We start from the raw sequence: 15,483 nt of genomic DNA on the forward strand, positions 1-15,483 counted from the left end.
ATAAAATAGTACTTATATGGTAAATGGGTGGTTTTGATGCTAGACACATAGTATTACATCTATAGATATAATACAAACACTATACAAATAGCATAATATTAATATATTTAGAATAAAAACTATACATGTAGTATGATCAAAATAAATTTATACAAACAGTTTTGATATTTCAAAGGGTAAAATGACTTATATTTCAGAATTCGAATTCTGAAATATACAACTTATTATCGTTTCAGAACTTGTGCAATGTTTACAATCAGATCTGAAATCTGGTCAGATGTGTGCAAGGCAGTTAATGAAACTCTTAACTGACCTTCATTTTTCTTTACTGTGGGGTACCTAATTCCCTGAACATAGAAACCGCGTGTTTGTAATTTCCGTGATATAGTAATAGTTTTTCTTTCAGATCCAATAACAATAGGGATAATAGGAGTATGTATACTTTTAGCTAATCCAGGGATATCATACTCCCTAGCAAGATTTTGAAAATATTTTATATTATTTTCAAGTTTCTCTTGTTGAGTTCCTTGTTTTGCCAATGCGATTGAAGAGTTGGCTAATTCACACAGGAAATCAGGTAGTGCGGAAGTAAATATGAAGGATCTGGACTTGTTAATCAAAAACTCCCTAATTAACTTCGAACAGCTTACGTAACCACCAAAACAACCCAAACCCTTGCTCAAACTACTAATGTGAATATCGACATTTTTGTCAACATTAAAGAAACTTGGAGTCCCTGAATAGTTTTTCAATTCTTTGTTGCCTACTACAAAATCACCATGCGCGTCATCGACAACCAATAAACAACCATATTTCTCAGCAATTTTGGAAATTTCTGTCAGTTTAGCAAAATCGCCATTCATACTAAAAATTCCTTCAGTAATAATTATTTTTTTGTTTTTTTTTGAACTCGATACTTTTTGTTCAAGTTCAATGGTATTGTTATGAGAGAAAACATGTGTCTTTGCTTCAGACAGTTTACAGGCATCAATAATACTAGCATGGTTCAGTGCATCACTAAAAATTTCAGTACTTTTGTCTGCGATACAACTGATAACACCTAAATTTGCCATATAACCAGTTGGATAAACCAAAGAATCTTCTGAGTTCCTATGATTGGATAATAAAGCCTCCAATTCTTCTAGTTTTGAAGTGTTTCCACTAATTAGTCTCGAACTACACTGGGATATTGTATTAAGAGATAAATTTCTTAGTTTCTCGATCAAAATCTTATTTCTGGATAATCCGAGGTAGTCGTTTGAAGAGAAATTACATATATTTGATCCAGGTCCTCGACTTCTTGGTAAGGAGACCTCGTTTAGAATTTTTAGTTGTCTATATAGGTGCTCATTCTTTAGGTTGTCTAAAACATTTCTAAAATAAATTGAATTATTTTTATCTAATACCAATCTCTTCTAGCATCTTAAAGTCATCGTTAGGTTTATTCCCTTTTGTTGTTAAATAACCACCAGTAATTATTCCATTAGCACCAGACTGGAGAATTTTCTTATCGTTTTCTTTTAAGTGAACTTCTCGTCCACCTGCGATTTTTAATATGGTTTTTGGCATTAAAAATCTAAAGGTAGCAACTGTCTGAAGAATTTCTTTTTCGGTTATGAGATGTTGCCCATATAGAGGTGTACCTTCTCTACCTATCAGCATATTTATAGGAACTTCGTGAGGATTTAATGATGCCAATGCTACCCCCAATTCGACCCTCTGTTCAACAGATTCCCCCATGCCTATAATTCCACCGCAACATAATTCTAGACCTGCATTTTTAACAATTTTAGCCGTATTTATTCTGTCTTCATAAGAATGTGTAGTACAAATTTTTTCGAAGTTGCTCTTTGCAGTTTCAAGATTATGATTATACCTTTTAACTCCTAAATTTTTTAACACTTTTGCACGTTCGGTTGTCATAAATCCTAGTGATACGTTAACTTCTATGTCAAGCTTTTCGCGGATCAATTTAATGGTTTCACAAATTTGTTTGAAATCCTTATCTGGTGGTGCCTTATATGCGCAGACAATACAAAAGCTATCTGCCCCGCTGTTCTTAGCATTTTCGGCCTGTTGTAATATTTTTTCTGGCGGAAGTAGAGGATACTTCTCGATCATGGTGGAATTAAAAGAGGATTGAGCACAGAAAGAACAATCTTCCGGACAAGTACCAGATTTAGCGTTGATTAACGTTTCCACATCAATCTTATTCCCCGCAAATCTTTTTGTCAAATTTTTAGCGCAATTAGCTAAGGTATCCAAATCCTCAGAGTAAATTAATTGCAGGGCTTCATCGTATGTAATTCTCTGGCTATCCAAAACTTTCGACATCATATCAAAAATAAAGTCATTATTTGAATTGGTCAATTATGCTTACTTTTCTTATTAGCTACGTCTCACCTATATTAGTATTCTAATAAACTTAGATTGGTTTATAAAAAACGAATTTCGGCAATAGAATCAGATATAAAGATTGGCTAGAAAAGGACCATTAATTGAACCGTTCAGATTGTACTACCTTTTTTTTACTATTGATTCTGAATTTTAGTTCATGAATTTTAGATAAATTATCGCATAATTTTGACTACCTTTTTTTTACTATTGATTCTGCATGGAAGAATATGAAATACGCATTTGCGTACCTGCGTGTAAGCACAGAAGATCAAACTGTTATGAATCAGAGACTATCGTTGCAGCGATGGGCTGCTTCGCACGATTTCCAAATAATCGATTACTTCGAAGACTCTTCAGTGAGTGGAAAGACTCCTGCAACTACCAGACCGGGGTTTAAGGAACTTCTAAATCTGGTTGCCAGAGAATTAATTGACGCTGTATTAGTTTATGAGTTGTCTAGGATAGGACGAACTTTTTGGGATACTTTGGAAGCAATAAAGGCTGTGGAGCAATATACTCCTCTGATTTCTTGTTCTCCGAGGGAGACCTTTCTTCAAACTACAGAGCCAAGTATAAGAAAATTAATGTTGGGAATACTGACTTGGGTAGCAGAACGTGAAAGGGAGTTGCTGGTCCAAAGAACTAAGGATGGAATATTACGTGCCAAATCAGTTGGCAAAAAAATCGGAAGACCAGTAAAAAAAATTAATGACAAGGAACTAATAACATTACTTTCCCAAAGCAAATCCAAATCAAAGATTGCAAAGGAATTAGGAGTGTCTAAAGCAACGCTGTATAAGAACTTAAGAGCAATCACCGATTAATCATCCAATTGATTTTTGAATGTCTGCTACAATCTCATATTGGGTACTGATAATTTTTTCAAGTGAATCTTTGTCGATCGCAAGGGGAGGAATAAATAAGATCGTTGAGCCAAGAGACCTTAAGTACACCCCTCTTCTGAGAGATTCTCTCATAACATATATCGAAGTGGGTATTCCATTGATGCTACTAATTTGGGTTCCGCGATTAATCAAATCAAAAGCTGCCAATAATCCCTTTCCTCGTATATTTTTTACAATTTGGAACCGACTAAACTCTTGAATCCTTTTAGACAAATATTTACTGTTATCTCGTATCTTGTTAATGAGATGATTTTCATGATACATTTTTAAATTTTCAATTACTGCTGCGCAGCCTACCGGATGTCCTGCGTATGTATGACCGTGAAATAGTTGCTTCTGTTCCATCCAATTGGCTTCAAATTCTTTATATATTTTCTCAGATGCCACTGTGATAGCGAGTGGGAAATAACCGCCGGTAATCGCTTTGCCAAAGCATGCAATGTCAGGTATTGAATTCTGGGCTAGATACTCTATCATGTTTCCGAGTCTACCAAAACCGGTTGCAATCTCATCTAGAATAAACAATATATTGTTTTTCCTACAAATTTCGGCAATTTTTTCTTGATATCCTGACGGATAAATGGTAACACCGCCAGCAATTTGTGCCCCACTCTCCATTACCAAAGCTATTGATTTTTCTGAATTTTCTTCAATTATTTTTTCAGTCTTTTCCAATAGTTCTTTAATGTCGTAATTATCACTAGTAACAAACAACATCGTACTACTTGGCTTAGGAATAGTTTTTGTTTTCATTAACAGCCTTTTATACTTTCTAAAGTAAGTGTCTACATAGCCTACTGACATTGCTCCAATAGTGTCCCCGTGGTAACTAGATTTTATAGAAAGAAATCGTGATTTAGTGTAATTGCCCTGGTTACTCCAGTATTGTGTAGCCATCTTTAGTGCTGATTCGATTGCTGATGAACCGTTATCGGTGTAAAAAATCTTACTCATTCCCTTGGTCAACTTCAGGAACTCCGCCGACAATTTGATTGATTTATCATTAGTAAGGCCAAAAATCGTTGAATGCGGGATTTTTCTAATCTGATCGATCATTCCTCTGGTTATTCTATTTTCATTGAATCCCCAAACATTACACCACATGTTTGCTATTCCGTCTAAATATTTTTGTCCATTTTCATCTATGAAATAAAAATCCTGACCCGATTCAACAATTCTTCTGTTGTACATCTTTGAAGAGTTGTACATTTGAGAATAAGGATACCAAACTTTGTCGATATTAGACAAATATTCTGTTTTTATTAGGATCTAGGTAAATAAAATCCTTATCCTAATTGTGAAATAATTAATAGTGTAAACAAACCTAATCAAGTTATCAATAATGGATTTGAAAAATTTGCTTTATACTGAAATAGAACAAATGGGTTCAGTACACATAAAACAAAAATTAAAAGAAAAAAATGAAAATTCTAGACATATAATGGAAGAATTAATGAAAAATTGTTTGAATTCTTTAAACGGGATTAAACTTCCCGATGCTGAATGGGTTTCTTTAGCAGAAGCTTTGATGCATTTTATGCTTACGACAATGATGTTACCTTCTCAGCGTAAAATTGTATTAAATGGAATTGAGGTTAGTATAATTATCCCTAATGCAAGAAATTTCGTCAAGAATTTAGATCAAATTTTGATTATTCAATTTTGTAAAAATGATGTTATTATCAAGAATTTAGTTGATAAGTTAAAAACTATCCAACCAAATCAACAAAAGGTTTGGCTTGTTTCTTATTCTCCTTTGAAATTAGATATGCCATTAAGAAATTATGTAATTTCAGAACCGATTTGTGCAAAGGATGAGACGCTCTTACCTTTCGCTCAAATTATGGTGGACATTGTGTATTATATTGAGAAGATTAATTACTCTGGCTTCAAAATACTGTAAATTTGAGATATTTCATTATTCGAATTCTGAAATATGATTATTGTGATGCAAATTGAGAAAGTATCGAATTGAATTCTATGCTCTAAGGAACGAATATCTTGAAGTAAGATATTATTTCGAGAAACTACCGTTGGATGTAATTTTATCTGGACTTAGGTTCTCTAATAGTCGATACGTAGCTACTATTGGGGGATATTTGAATCCAGGAAGAAAAAGTATAGTAAAAATGGAGACCTCTTTATTAACTAAGAAACAAGCCAGGGTAAGATTGAAGAACTGGAAAATGTTGGTAAAGAAATATCGTGAAAAGGGCTATAGCTATCCTACAATCTACCGTATAAAGGTTCAACTAGAAAGGATTCTAATTGATTAGTCCTTTCAGTTAAGAAACCCTCTGTCATCAGTAAAGAGAATTGCTCTCTGATATTTTTGAATCCATTCCTGAAGTTGGTAAATCTGGGAATTTGTCCTTCATATTTTGTTCTACAATTGCACTTGCTTCTTCAATTATTTTGAGTGCGTCCTCGCTTACACTGCCTGTGTTTCCATTAATTTCTGATGCTGTGGGGATCTGACCAGAATCATTCATTATACCATTTAATATATCAGTAATCTTTCCAAAGGACTGTCCTGCTTCGGGTATCATTGAATTCAATCCTCCTTGGATATTCTTTATGACCGACATAGCAGGGCTTAATGTTACTACTACATCACCTAATTCTGTAATTGTATTTAAGCGAAGTTGAATTTGCTCTAGGGCCAACTTGGCTGAAGTTATCATCTTATTCATCTTTCTGATTTGAGAAAGCTCATTTGATAGAATTTTTGCATATTGGCTATCGTGATTTTGCATTGCGCTTATAATTCTCTTAAATATAATCTGATCTTTTTCATCCATCTTTGCTGACATGCTTTCTAATTTTGCTATTTGCGAATGTAGTCTCTTCTGTGCTTCTTCTATTCTTGGTTTGAGTGGAGATGGAGGCTTTATATTCTCCAATAATTTCATTCCAACATTGCCTATTTCATTTTGTGGTTTGATCCATTTGTTGCTAAATGACATTTGACTTTTATACCCTTATGCAAATGTAAAAATTTGTATTTAAGGATGCATTTCATTTTCTAATTGTGACTATAGTAACTAAAGTCTATGGTTACAAGATGGGAAGTTGCTATACTGGGTAGGCACCGCAAACTTTGCAAAATGATCCTTGCCAAATGAATGGGGAGTGGCATGAGGAACAATTCCTGAAGACCGAATTATGATTAGCTAAATCATGAATTGGGGCCTGGAAATATTTTCTGTAGATTTGATAGTAATACAAGTGTTCCTTGTCTCTGATCGTTACCATATCATTTTTGGCAATCTTAACGTCATTTATGTATTCTTGATCCGAAATTTTCTTATCTAATGCGGAAATAAAATTCGACATCCCAGATCCAGTTTCTAAAGCTTCCTTCTTCCTCCAAACAATGGCATCTCCTAATTTATCCTCGTAACATCTCCTGAGGAAAAATTTACCAAATATAGTTCCATTATGGTCTGCTAATTTTTCTTTAATTTGCAAGGCTTTAGCAAACTCAATTACATTCTCATGGAGAAAGGGAGTATAGGCCTTCAAGTTATACTTTCTCGCCAAATTTCCAGAAACGAAATTCATATTTTGTATCAACTGCTTTAGCTTTGATTCGAGAATTTTAGGCTCTTTATAATATGTTTGGAGGAAGTTATACCCACCAAATAATTCATCTGCTCCATCGCCGATAATCACGGATTTGAATCCAAGCTCAATTGCTTTTTGAAATCCAATTTGTTGGATGACCATATTTCGAATAAATATGGGATCAAAGGTTTTATAATCCGCAATCAACTCATCAATACTCTTATAAATCAAACTTACGCTTGGTTGGAAGATGGAATGACTTACTTTAAACTTCCTGGCAATCAAGGAAGAGTATTTGTAATCACCTGACAAGCTATCAATCACAATTGTAATTGCTTTTCTCGGCTTCTTGCAATATAACAAAATGCTGCTGTCCAGTCCCCCAGAAAGTAAAATAGAATCTCCAGGTATAGATTTACAAACCTCATCCAATAATAATCGAAATTTATCGCAGGAACCTGCCACTATAGTATTACTTTTTTTACGTTTATAAATCTAGGTTGTTGATTTATTATTATATGCAGTTTGGTGCTAAGAAAAAATGTATTAATCCTTCTTGTGGAATTGAATATCTAATTGATAATGATGTTTATCGCTGTTCATGTGGATTTCTTTTAGATGTTAAATATAAAGAAACTCCAAATAAAAATCTCATTGAAACTTTTTATCAAAGGCGAAATTATATGGGAAATATTTTTAATGAGAGCGGTGTGTGGAGATATCGTGAGTTATTGAACTTTGTTGGCATTGATACAGAAGATATTGATCAATGTTCGGAATTTTTGGTTTCTTTAGATGGTTCAGAAGGCAGATCCTCAAGACCATATCAAATGAGTAAAGTTGCTAGTTATGTAGATATGCCATCAGATAATTTTTACCTTCAACCAGAAGGTTATAATCCAAGTGGTTCTTTCAAGGACAACGGAATGGCAGCGGCGGTAACACACGCAAAGCTCCTGTCTGTTAAGAAGATAGTCTGCGCCTCGACAGGTAATACTTCTGCCTCCGCTGCGATGTATGCTTCAAATGAAGGTTTTGATTGTGATGTTTATATTCCTCAAGGTGAAATAGCTCCAGGAAAATTAGGACAAGCATTTCAATTTGGAGCTCAGGTTATTGAAGTTGTCGGAAATTTTGATGATGCGTTGTCAATGTCATTGAGTAGTGCATCGCGCGATGGCGGTTATACAGTAAATTCGATTAACCCGTTTAGAATCGAGGGGCAGAAAACGATAGTATTTAGAATTATGGAACACTTAAACTGGAATCCTCCTGATTGGATCGTTTATCCCGGGGGTGCACTCGGAAATATTTCGAGCTGTGGTAAGGCTCTAATGGAATTGTACGCTTGGGGTTGGATAAAAAAAATTCCACGCGTGTTGGTAGTAAATGCAAAAGGTGCTGACACGTTTTATCAACTCGTAAATGGATTGTTCGAAAATTCAAAATTAAGTTGGAATGGAGGTAATATCGATATACCGTTTATTGAGAGATTTTATAAACATCAGGACAATAATAACATTTCACCCAAGACTTTAGCAACTGCAATACAGATTGGAAGGCCCGCCAATATAGCAAAAGCATTAAGGACGATCGATTTTACAAATGGTATTGTAGAAGAAGTTGAGGACATGGACATGTTGGATGGTATGTCTGTAGTAGGCTTAAATGGTTTTGACTGTGAAATGGCCTCAGGTTCAGTTCCCGCAGGGATCAGGAAATTGCGTAAAAAAGAGATAATCAAAAAGGATGAAATTGTGGTAGGAGTCTTAACTGGTAGGCAAAAAGACCCTTCATTAGCCATCAATTACCATTTGAATAAATCGAATTTGTTCGCAAAACCTCCGCGTGATCATTTAAAATAGGTTTATTTAACTTTCCTTTTTTGTCTAATGGTGTTATTTGATATGCTAGGATCTAATCCCTGAAGTGCAATCAGTATTGCCTTAGATTTGTCTTCAGTTTCTTGAAATTCTTTACTTGGAATGGAATCAATTACTATCCCTGCACCAGACTGAGTAAATCCTTTTTGATCACTTATGAATGCCGATCTAATCGTAATGGCAAAATCGCAACATTGGTTAAACGAAAAATATCCAATAGCGCCAGCATAAGGACCCCTGCTTTCTGATTCCAAATTGTTAATTATTTCCATTGCCCTTATTTTTGGGGCCCCTGAAATTGTTCCTGCTGGAAATACTGCCTTGAATGCATCAAAAATATCATACCTGTTATCTAGGATGCCTACAACATGGGATACCATATGTTGGATATGGCTAAACCTTTTTACTTTCATTAACTCTGGAGTAGATACGGTTCCAAATTTACAAACTTTTCCTAAATCGTTCCTTGCTAAATCCACAAGCATCGTATGTTCAGCAACCTCTTTCTTATCACTTTTCATCTCTTTTTTGAAATTATTAGTAATCTTTTGATCATTTGATACTGGTCTTGATCCTGCAATTGGATAGGTTTCAACATATGATCCTGTAATTCTTAAGAGCATTTCTGGACTGGCCCCCAACAAGACCTGTGATCCATTTTTGAAATAAAACATATATGGAGAAGGATTGATCCTTCTTAGTTCTTCGTATAACAGCAATGAATCTCCAACATATTTAAAAGTAATTTTTTTTGACAATACAGTTTGAAAAACGTCCCCATTCTGGAGATGTTTTTTTATGATATTCACTTTTTCTTCATACATTTTTTTACTGACATTTCTCTTGAGATTTGAGTAAGTTGGTTTATTCAAGTTTTGACTTGATCGAGGAATCTCAATAATTGATCTAATTTTTTCAATTCTTGATTCATCATAGTAAAAGTATTCCAACTTGCTTTTTTTGTGATCGTAAACTAACCCATCCTCGTACCAGCCAAATTCGCATAACGGGAATTTCAATTCCCTTTTTATAGGGATTTTCTCCCAAAATCTAATCGCCTCGTAGCAAAAAAAGCCAACTAGCCCTCCTACATATCTGTATTGTTGTTCCTTGACTATGGGAAAATACTTTCTAATGATCTCTAATGGACCTTTTATACTCATTTTCTGGATTTCGTTATCTTTGTTTAGGATTTGCAAACTTCTTAAATTACACTTGATTATGTACTTTGGATCAAAACCAATAATAGACGATTCCACTAGTTCTTTAGGCCCGTCTAAAGATTCAAAAATGAAATTATTGTCGAATTCCTTGCTGATTTTTTTGAAAATCTGAAATGGCATCATTTTGGTGTCCAATTTTTGGAATTTAGGCTCACCTTTCAATCTGAACAAGTAATCCAACTTTTTGTTCATATGCGATCCCATTTACCGCAAATCCTCTAACTTGTCCTCATCAAATGTTCCTTTTAAAGATAAAGGTTTTCTGCCAAGAAACCCTTCATCCTTCGTATGCCAAAACATTACTCTATCTTCACCCAATTTCCAGCAGAGCCAAACCTCTTCATCAAATCTTTTTGCCGGAAAATCTATTAAACCCTCTTCAAAACTTTTTATAAGAATTCCCATTCCTTCGAGTACTTCAATTTCTTTGTATAGTTCACTGATTGATTTATTGATCTGATCCTTAATTCTGAAAAATTTTTCATGATTATTATTTTTTTCAACTGTGAGACTCAATTCTGATTGTAACTCCAATATTGTCTCACGTTGATTTAAAATTTTGGCAAACCTTGAGCGAACTACAGGTAAAATTGAGTTTGCCCTAACTGGTGTGAAGAATTTAAACATTATTTATTTTGATTAAGATAATATTTATTTTTATGTAACAAACCTGTTAAATTGGTGCTGTTAACTTAATGATAAACCTATAGCTTTAAGTTGCTCTATTTCAATCATGATCAGTAAAAGAAACAGAACACCTTCACAGTATATTGGTTATAGTCTGTATTTGTATTTTCTTGGACTATCATTAAGAAATGTTGTAAAAGCATTATCATATCTGCATCGAGTAAAAAGAAGTCATGTATCCATCTGGAAGTGGATTCAAAAATGTCATCATGAAGGGAAATTATCAACAAGGAAAAATAAGATTTCAGAATACATTGTAGACGAGACTATTCTAAAAGTTGGTTCAGAATTTATATGGCTTTGGGTTGCGATTGAGCCAGAAAACAGGCTGATTCTCGCACAAAATATAACTAAAGAGAGAAACATGCTTGTTGCTGAAAAGTTTATATCTGATCTAATAAAGGCTCATGGAAATCATCCAGTATCTACAGATGGAGGTAGTAAGTGGTACCCAATGGCTTGTCAATTCCTTAAACTAAAACACCACACCCATTCCCCTTTGGAGAAAAGTCTGATTGAGAGGAAAATGCAATACATCAAAGACAGAACTAAAGAATGCTTTGAAGATTACTTTCCCTGTAGAAAAAAGAATTGCAAACTCAACTCAACCATGTACGGAAATGGTTAAACCTGTTTGTTGATTATCATGATAAGGAGAAGATTTGTTCTTAAGTTAACAGCACCGTTAAATTGAAGACGAGTTATAAATAGAGGGTAATTTAGATATTTTAGATGAGCTTGATCAAAAATCGAGCATCGATTCTAAAGCACCATAAATTTCAATCGGTAGAGGATTCACTAGATGCTCTTGAATTTGCATTCAAGAATTGTAGTCCGGAAAAATTAGTAGTTTCATCGATATCAGTAAATTCTAAATTTGGAATTACTGATATTAACGGAGAATTCCATGGGTACCCTCTGCCCCGGGGTAAGTCTATTTTGGTAATAAGCGTTGGGAAAGCCTCCGAAAAAATGTTAAATGGATTTTCTGCCAAGATGGGCGATACAATCGCAAGAAGTTTATTGATTATCCCAAAAGGTTACAAAATCAAGAATACACAACAGTTAGGTTTAGGGAAGGTTTCCATAATACGATCCTCTCATCCAATCCCAAATAGAAATAGTCTTTTAGCATCGAGAATTCTTGTCCGAGAATTACAGCATTTGGATGATATAGAATTAGTGGTATTTTTGATCTCTGGTGGTACATCAGCACTGTTGGTCTCTCCTATTCAGGGATTAACATTGTCTGACAAAAGAGAGGCAAATAAGCTACTAATCTCTTGTGGAGCTGACATAAATGAGATCAACATAGTCAGAAAACATTTATCACAAATTAAGGGGGGCAAGATTCTAAGACTCTTAAATCCTAAGAGGAAAGTAATTAGTCTTATTTTGTCAGATGTCGTGGGAGATAACTTGAGCACAATTGGCTCGGGTCTAACATACTTTGATGAATCATCCTTTGCGGATGCAATAGCAATAATAAAAAAGTACTCTATTTTTGAAAATAGATCTGATTCTATGAGGAATGTCTCGGGAGCTTTGACTAGGGGATTAAAAACAGACGAATTTGAAACTGTAAAATCAAGAGAATTTAAGTCATTAAGCGTAGACAATCATATAATCGGAAATAACTTGATGTTTTGTCAAAAAATAGCTTACCATTTAAAATCTCGTGGTTATCATGTTGATTACAAAGGTTCGGAATTTAATTTTAGCATGAACGAATTCTCAAGTTTTACAAAATTGATATTTGATCAGCTCCAGAAAGATAATACTGCAGTCCTGATGGGTGGTGAACTTACCAATGTAATTTCCAAATCGAAAACTGGTTCTGGAGGCAGAAACCAGGAAGCAGTTTGCAGAATGATGGAATTAATGGATCAATTGAAAAATTCAGACTGCAGTGTGATATGTATAGGTACAGATGGTATTGATGGAAATTCGAATTCTGCGGGTGGCATTCTTTCACCTTCCACTTTAAAGTATCTTAAACTCAAAAAATTAAACGTCAACGACTTCTTGGAATCTCATAATTCAAACATCTTACTAAAGGGCTTACATTCTACCATAAATACAGGCTACACCGGTACTAACTTCAACGATGTGTATTTGTTTGTTAGAAAAACTTGATAGTTTTGGTCTATGTCGTCCAATCAATAGGTATATCTTGAAATAGACCATTGGGCAAAATCCTCCTAATTGAAATCGGAAGTGTCTTTTTCTCCAATTCGTATCTGGCTATCATAATGGTATCTGTCAATTCTGTTGGAATTTTAGTTAATATGGGGGCCCCTAATGATAACTGTAACGATCTAGCTCCCGTAATCCTAGCCTTTTCAAATCTGGTGAGCCGATTTGGGCCAATAATGATTTCGTCATTTTTTGAGGTTACCTCTCTTAGTTTAAAATCAACATCTGCATCATAAGTTTTGTAATTCTTTGTTACATCCTCGTCCTTAGAAACGGTCACAAGTTGATTTTGGGCATTCTGTATTTTCAGGCTATTATCCGAATTTTCTCCTATCACTTCTTTCTCGCCATCATCAGTCTTCTTAGGACCTGATTTCTTTTTTGTTCTCTTAATAGCCACTACTATCCAAAAAGATTTATCAATATAATTAAATGTTACTGAAAGTTCATATTTATAAACTTTTGAATACTTTGTATGTCTGGTGCTATTTCAAGCGTTTCACGTATAGAGATTCAATTGCTGATTAACGATAAACATGTGATAAGTGCTGAATTTAAGAGACATTTCTCACCTCTGACCATAAAAAAAATAATTAGAAGATTGCCCATCTCGGGGTTAATTAGTAAATATAATGAAAACTTTATCTATATAAGGACCGACCTAGATATCGGGATTGAAAAACCTGTTAGTAACTTCAAGAAAGGGAATATTGCCTTTAGCCCGTCTGGAAATTTCATATCGGTTTTCTTGAAGGATACCTCAACCGCTCAGAAATACAACATGCTGGGTAATATTACCTCAGATAATTTGGGCTTGTTGCTGTCAGTTGGCGCAGGAGATATTCTTACATTTAAAATTCTAAACCAATAAAAAATATTCACTTTATTTTTTGATAAATTCTATGTCCACTATAACCTCCAACGCTTTTTATAACGCTTTTGTTCTCTAGATTTTTAAGATAATTGTTTGCGACGGAGATTTTGACTCCTAAATTTCGAGCAAATGCTTGTACTGTGATAGCCTTCATGGCATCCAATGCCTTAAGCCCTTGAGCATCTTCTATCAATACTGACAATCTTTGCTTTTGCTGCACCTTTGGAGTCTTTTTAGTTTCTTCTTTTTTATTTCCCTTATTGTCCTGTGATTTATTCGCACTAGATTGAGTTGGCTTCTTTTTGTTACCGCCCATTATTGAACGAATATTTTATATTTTTAGATAATTTATACCTTTAACGATGGTTTTATTTTTAGAGTTATTCTGAAGCAGGTAAGGATGTCCTTACATCTGTTGCGAATGGTGACCTCAGTAACTCCAGCTAACTTTGAAATATCCATCTGAAGAATATTAATTCCCAACAAAACTGATGCCAAATAAAGGTAAGCTGCGGCGATTCCATTAGGTGATTTTCCATCTGAAAGCAAATGATTTTCTGTCTTCTTTGCTATTTCCAATGCCAGTCTTTCTATTTTGATATCAAATTTGGCTGTGTTAGCTGAGCTTAGAAATGTATTGATTTATATTAATTGATTGCAAGTTTGCAATGTTATGACCCGCCTTGCTTAAGGTGCGATCTTTTGATTGTAGAGATATGAAATCAGTAATCTTGTTCTGTTGCGGTTGACTTCGACCTGAACAATCGTCATTTTCACATACTAAAACCATGGATCGATAGTATTTTGAAGCTAGTTTTTGGTTTTCATTAATCTGGTCGATAGAATTACTACAACAAACTATTTCATTCAAAGATCTTAATACTTTACATATTTTACAAGCATAATATACGGAGGCTGCCGCCATACAAGAAGTAGATTTTCCTTTAGTATCACATTTGTTTTCATAATTTCTATACAATAATGCTGCAGTTTCACACACTACCTTTGGGACAGATAATAATGAACTAATTTCATTTATCCTACATAGCACGTTGGAAAGTCTCCTTTCCTTTGAACTGGAAATTCTGATTATGCTATTCCATTTTCTAAGAGTGAGCATAGATTTCTTCGTATTTTCTTTAAAACATTTGCCTGTATAGTCCCTAAATTGACTATCGATTTCTGTATGGAGACCAAAGTCGTGATAAGAAATGCTATTTACACCACTTGCGCGAGTATTCTTAAACCTACTTGTAGGATCACTAATAAACGAATCTTGACCAAAATCCTCAATATTATCTTGAACGACGTAACCGCAAATACTACAAATGAATTCTCCCTTTAATATATCCTGCACAATTGCAGAATCACACTCTGGGCATGTATTTTTTAAGTCCAAATTGCTAGAAATTTCGTATCACCTATTTCTTATTTCGCTTAATGTAATTCCGGGTTCTAATTGTGCGAGCCTTATTATTTGTTGGATTAGTATAGACCTTCATGCCGCTAGTCTTGCTTCTTGGCTGAATGAATGGAATTATTGAGGCGTAGGGTGATTTCACCGACCCAATCAACTCGACTATTTTGCCAATCTTTTTTTCGTTGTTAAATACAAGCAATCCCGCTCTAGGGTTTTTTCGATTTTGATCAATTTTTACAATTATCCGGCCGCTTTTAGAAAAATGAAGAATTTCTCCCAGTAATTCCATAGTCATTTAGTGATTATCATTATTACATACAAATTATTCTGT

General features: G+C 34.4%; 19 protein-coding genes. 7 read left to right on the forward strand and 12 right to left on the reverse strand.

Translation table 11 applies throughout. The features are described 5' to 3' along the window. Positions 1-224: 224 nt before the first annotated feature. Positions 225-1,409, reverse strand: a complete 1,185-nt coding sequence (locus ACMT7R_RS13920; protein WP_415312560.1) for an aminotransferase class I/II-fold pyridoxal phosphate-dependent enzyme — start codon at positions 1,407-1,409, stop codon at positions 225-227. Beyond that, complete coding sequence (bioB, locus tag ACMT7R_RS13925) at positions 1,396-2,370, reverse strand: biotin synthase BioB (protein WP_415312561.1); 975 nt, start codon at positions 2,368-2,370, stop codon at positions 1,396-1,398. Before bioB ends, ACMT7R_RS13920 begins: the two co-directional genes overlap by 14 nt. Positions 2,371-2,624: 254 nt before the next feature. Here bioB and ACMT7R_RS13930 point away from each other — a divergent pair, with 254 nt between their 5' ends. Next, positions 2,625-3,221 carry a recombinase family protein gene (locus tag ACMT7R_RS13930; protein ID WP_415312562.1) on the forward strand — a complete coding sequence of 199 codons (597 nt, stop codon included), beginning with the start codon at positions 2,625-2,627 and terminating at the stop codon, positions 3,219-3,221. On the opposite strand, the gene bioA is transcribed toward ACMT7R_RS13930, so the two are convergent. Continuing rightward, positions 3,222-4,550: an adenosylmethionine--8-amino-7-oxononanoate transaminase gene (bioA, locus tag ACMT7R_RS13935; RefSeq protein WP_415312563.1), complete on the reverse strand. Its 1,329-nt coding sequence runs from the start codon at positions 4,548-4,550 to the stop codon at positions 3,222-3,224. Between the two features lie 94 nt (positions 4,551-4,644). On the opposite strand from bioA, the gene ACMT7R_RS13940 reads away from it, so the two are divergent. After that, positions 4,645-5,205, forward strand: a complete 561-nt coding sequence (locus ACMT7R_RS13940; protein WP_415312564.1) for a hypothetical protein — start codon at positions 4,645-4,647, stop codon at positions 5,203-5,205. Between the two features lie 52 nt (positions 5,206-5,257). Next, on the forward strand, positions 5,258-5,578 hold the full coding sequence (locus tag ACMT7R_RS13945; RefSeq protein WP_415312565.1) for a hypothetical protein: 321 nt from the start codon (positions 5,258-5,260) through the stop codon (positions 5,576-5,578). Between the two features lie 27 nt (positions 5,579-5,605). On the opposite strand, the gene ACMT7R_RS13950 is transcribed toward ACMT7R_RS13945, so the two are convergent. Both ACMT7R_RS13950 and ACMT7R_RS13955 read right to left on the reverse strand, forming a co-directional pair. Then, entirely contained in the window at positions 5,606-6,268 is a 663-nt protein-coding gene (locus ACMT7R_RS13950; RefSeq protein ID WP_415312566.1) for a Snf7 family protein, read from the reverse strand. 109 nt (positions 6,269-6,377) lie between these two features. After that, positions 6,378-7,334, reverse strand: coding sequence for an asparagine synthase C-terminal domain-containing protein (locus ACMT7R_RS13955; RefSeq protein WP_415312567.1), 957 nt, complete (start codon positions 7,332-7,334; stop codon positions 6,378-6,380). A gap of 53 nt (positions 7,335-7,387) precedes the next feature. Between ACMT7R_RS13955 and thrC the strand changes: the two genes are divergently transcribed. Continuing rightward, positions 7,388-8,734, forward strand: coding sequence for a threonine synthase (gene thrC / locus ACMT7R_RS13960; RefSeq protein WP_415312568.1), 1,347 nt, complete (start codon positions 7,388-7,390; stop codon positions 8,732-8,734). A gap of 2 nt (positions 8,735-8,736) precedes the next feature. Here thrC and ACMT7R_RS13965 read toward each other — a convergent pair whose 3' ends face one another. Both ACMT7R_RS13965 and ACMT7R_RS13970 read right to left on the reverse strand, forming a co-directional pair. Then, a complete protein-coding gene (locus tag ACMT7R_RS13965; protein ID WP_415312569.1) occupies positions 8,737-10,167 on the reverse strand; it encodes an anthranilate synthase component I family protein in 1,431 nt (476 codons plus the stop codon). Between the two features lie 12 nt (positions 10,168-10,179). Next, a complete protein-coding gene (locus ACMT7R_RS13970) occupies positions 10,180-10,602 on the reverse strand; it encodes a DUF2203 domain-containing protein (protein WP_415312570.1) in 423 nt (140 codons plus the stop codon). Between the two features lie 106 nt (positions 10,603-10,708). On the opposite strand from ACMT7R_RS13970, the gene ACMT7R_RS13975 reads away from it, so the two are divergent. Then, complete coding sequence (locus ACMT7R_RS13975) at positions 10,709-11,290, forward strand: DDE-type integrase/transposase/recombinase (RefSeq protein ID WP_415312571.1); 582 nt, start codon at positions 10,709-10,711, stop codon at positions 11,288-11,290. Between the two features lie 104 nt (positions 11,291-11,394). Further along, a complete protein-coding gene (locus ACMT7R_RS13980) occupies positions 11,395-12,798 on the forward strand; it encodes a glycerate kinase type-2 family protein (RefSeq protein WP_415312572.1) in 1,404 nt (467 codons plus the stop codon). A 10-nt stretch (positions 12,799-12,808) separates the two neighbouring features. On the opposite strand, the gene ACMT7R_RS13985 is transcribed toward ACMT7R_RS13980, so the two are convergent. Then, a complete protein-coding gene (locus tag ACMT7R_RS13985) occupies positions 12,809-13,258 on the reverse strand; it encodes a DNA-directed RNA polymerase subunit K (RefSeq protein ID WP_415312573.1) in 450 nt (149 codons plus the stop codon). A 75-nt stretch (positions 13,259-13,333) separates the two neighbouring features. On the opposite strand from ACMT7R_RS13985, the gene ACMT7R_RS13990 reads away from it, so the two are divergent. After that, a complete protein-coding gene (locus tag ACMT7R_RS13990) occupies positions 13,334-13,729 on the forward strand; it encodes a cyclophilin-like fold protein (protein ID WP_415312574.1) in 396 nt (131 codons plus the stop codon). Between the two features lie 7 nt (positions 13,730-13,736). On the opposite strand, the gene ACMT7R_RS13995 is transcribed toward ACMT7R_RS13990, so the two are convergent. The 4 genes from ACMT7R_RS13995 to ACMT7R_RS14010 are packed head-to-tail and all read right to left on the reverse strand — an operon-like array spanning position 13,737 to position 15,447. Then, on the reverse strand, positions 13,737-14,048 hold the full coding sequence (locus tag ACMT7R_RS13995; protein WP_415312575.1) for a MarR family transcriptional regulator: 312 nt from the start codon (positions 14,046-14,048) through the stop codon (positions 13,737-13,739). Between the two features lie 32 nt (positions 14,049-14,080). After that, positions 14,081-14,311 (reverse strand): hypothetical protein, encoded by a 231-nt coding sequence (locus ACMT7R_RS14000; protein ID WP_415312576.1) that lies wholly within the window; start codon positions 14,309-14,311, stop codon positions 14,081-14,083. Between the two features lie 37 nt (positions 14,312-14,348). Then, positions 14,349-15,131: a transcription initiation factor IIB gene (locus tag ACMT7R_RS14005; RefSeq protein ID WP_415312577.1), complete on the reverse strand. Its 783-nt coding sequence runs from the start codon at positions 15,129-15,131 to the stop codon at positions 14,349-14,351. Positions 15,132-15,153: 22 nt separating this feature from the next. Beyond that, a complete protein-coding gene (locus ACMT7R_RS14010) occupies positions 15,154-15,447 on the reverse strand; it encodes an H/ACA ribonucleoprotein complex subunit GAR1 (protein WP_415312578.1) in 294 nt (97 codons plus the stop codon). Positions 15,448-15,483: the final 36 nt, after the last annotated feature.

This window comes from Candidatus Nitrosocosmicus sp. FF01, assembly GCF_047711275.1.
Classification (GTDB): domain Archaea; phylum Thermoproteota; class Nitrososphaeria; order Nitrososphaerales; family Nitrososphaeraceae; genus Nitrosocosmicus.

What these genes read in the sequence shown, in the direction of transcription:
- ACMT7R_RS13930 (WP_415312562.1), top strand. Translation starts at nt 2,625, where the DNA reads ATGAAATACGCATTTGCGTACCTGCGTGTAAGCACAGAAGATCAAACT.
- ACMT7R_RS13940 (WP_415312564.1), top strand. Translation starts at nt 4,645, where the DNA reads ATGGATTTGAAAAATTTGCTTTATACTGAAATAGAACAAATGGGTTCA.
- ACMT7R_RS13950 (WP_415312566.1), bottom strand. Translation starts at nt 6,268, where the DNA reads ATGTCATTTAGCAACAAATGGATCAAACCACAAAATGAAATAGGCAAT.
- thrC (WP_415312568.1), top strand. Translation starts at nt 7,388, where the DNA reads ATGCAGTTTGGTGCTAAGAAAAAATGTATTAATCCTTCTTGTGGAATT.
- ACMT7R_RS13965 (WP_415312569.1), bottom strand. Translation starts at nt 10,167, where the DNA reads ATGAACAAAAAGTTGGATTACTTGTTCAGATTGAAAGGTGAGCCTAAA.
- ACMT7R_RS13970 (WP_415312570.1), bottom strand. Translation starts at nt 10,602, where the DNA reads ATGTTTAAATTCTTCACACCAGTTAGGGCAAACTCAATTTTACCTGTA.
- ACMT7R_RS13975 (WP_415312571.1), top strand. Translation starts at nt 10,709, where the DNA reads ATGATCAGTAAAAGAAACAGAACACCTTCACAGTATATTGGTTATAGT.
- ACMT7R_RS13980 (WP_415312572.1), top strand. Translation starts at nt 11,395, where the DNA reads ATGAGCTTGATCAAAAATCGAGCATCGATTCTAAAGCACCATAAATTT.
- ACMT7R_RS13990 (WP_415312574.1), top strand. Translation starts at nt 13,334, where the DNA reads ATGTCTGGTGCTATTTCAAGCGTTTCACGTATAGAGATTCAATTGCTG.
- ACMT7R_RS13995 (WP_415312575.1), bottom strand. Translation starts at nt 14,048, where the DNA reads ATGGGCGGTAACAAAAAGAAGCCAACTCAATCTAGTGCGAATAAATCA.
- ACMT7R_RS14010 (WP_415312578.1), bottom strand. Translation starts at nt 15,447, where the DNA reads ATGACTATGGAATTACTGGGAGAAATTCTTCATTTTTCTAAAAGCGGC.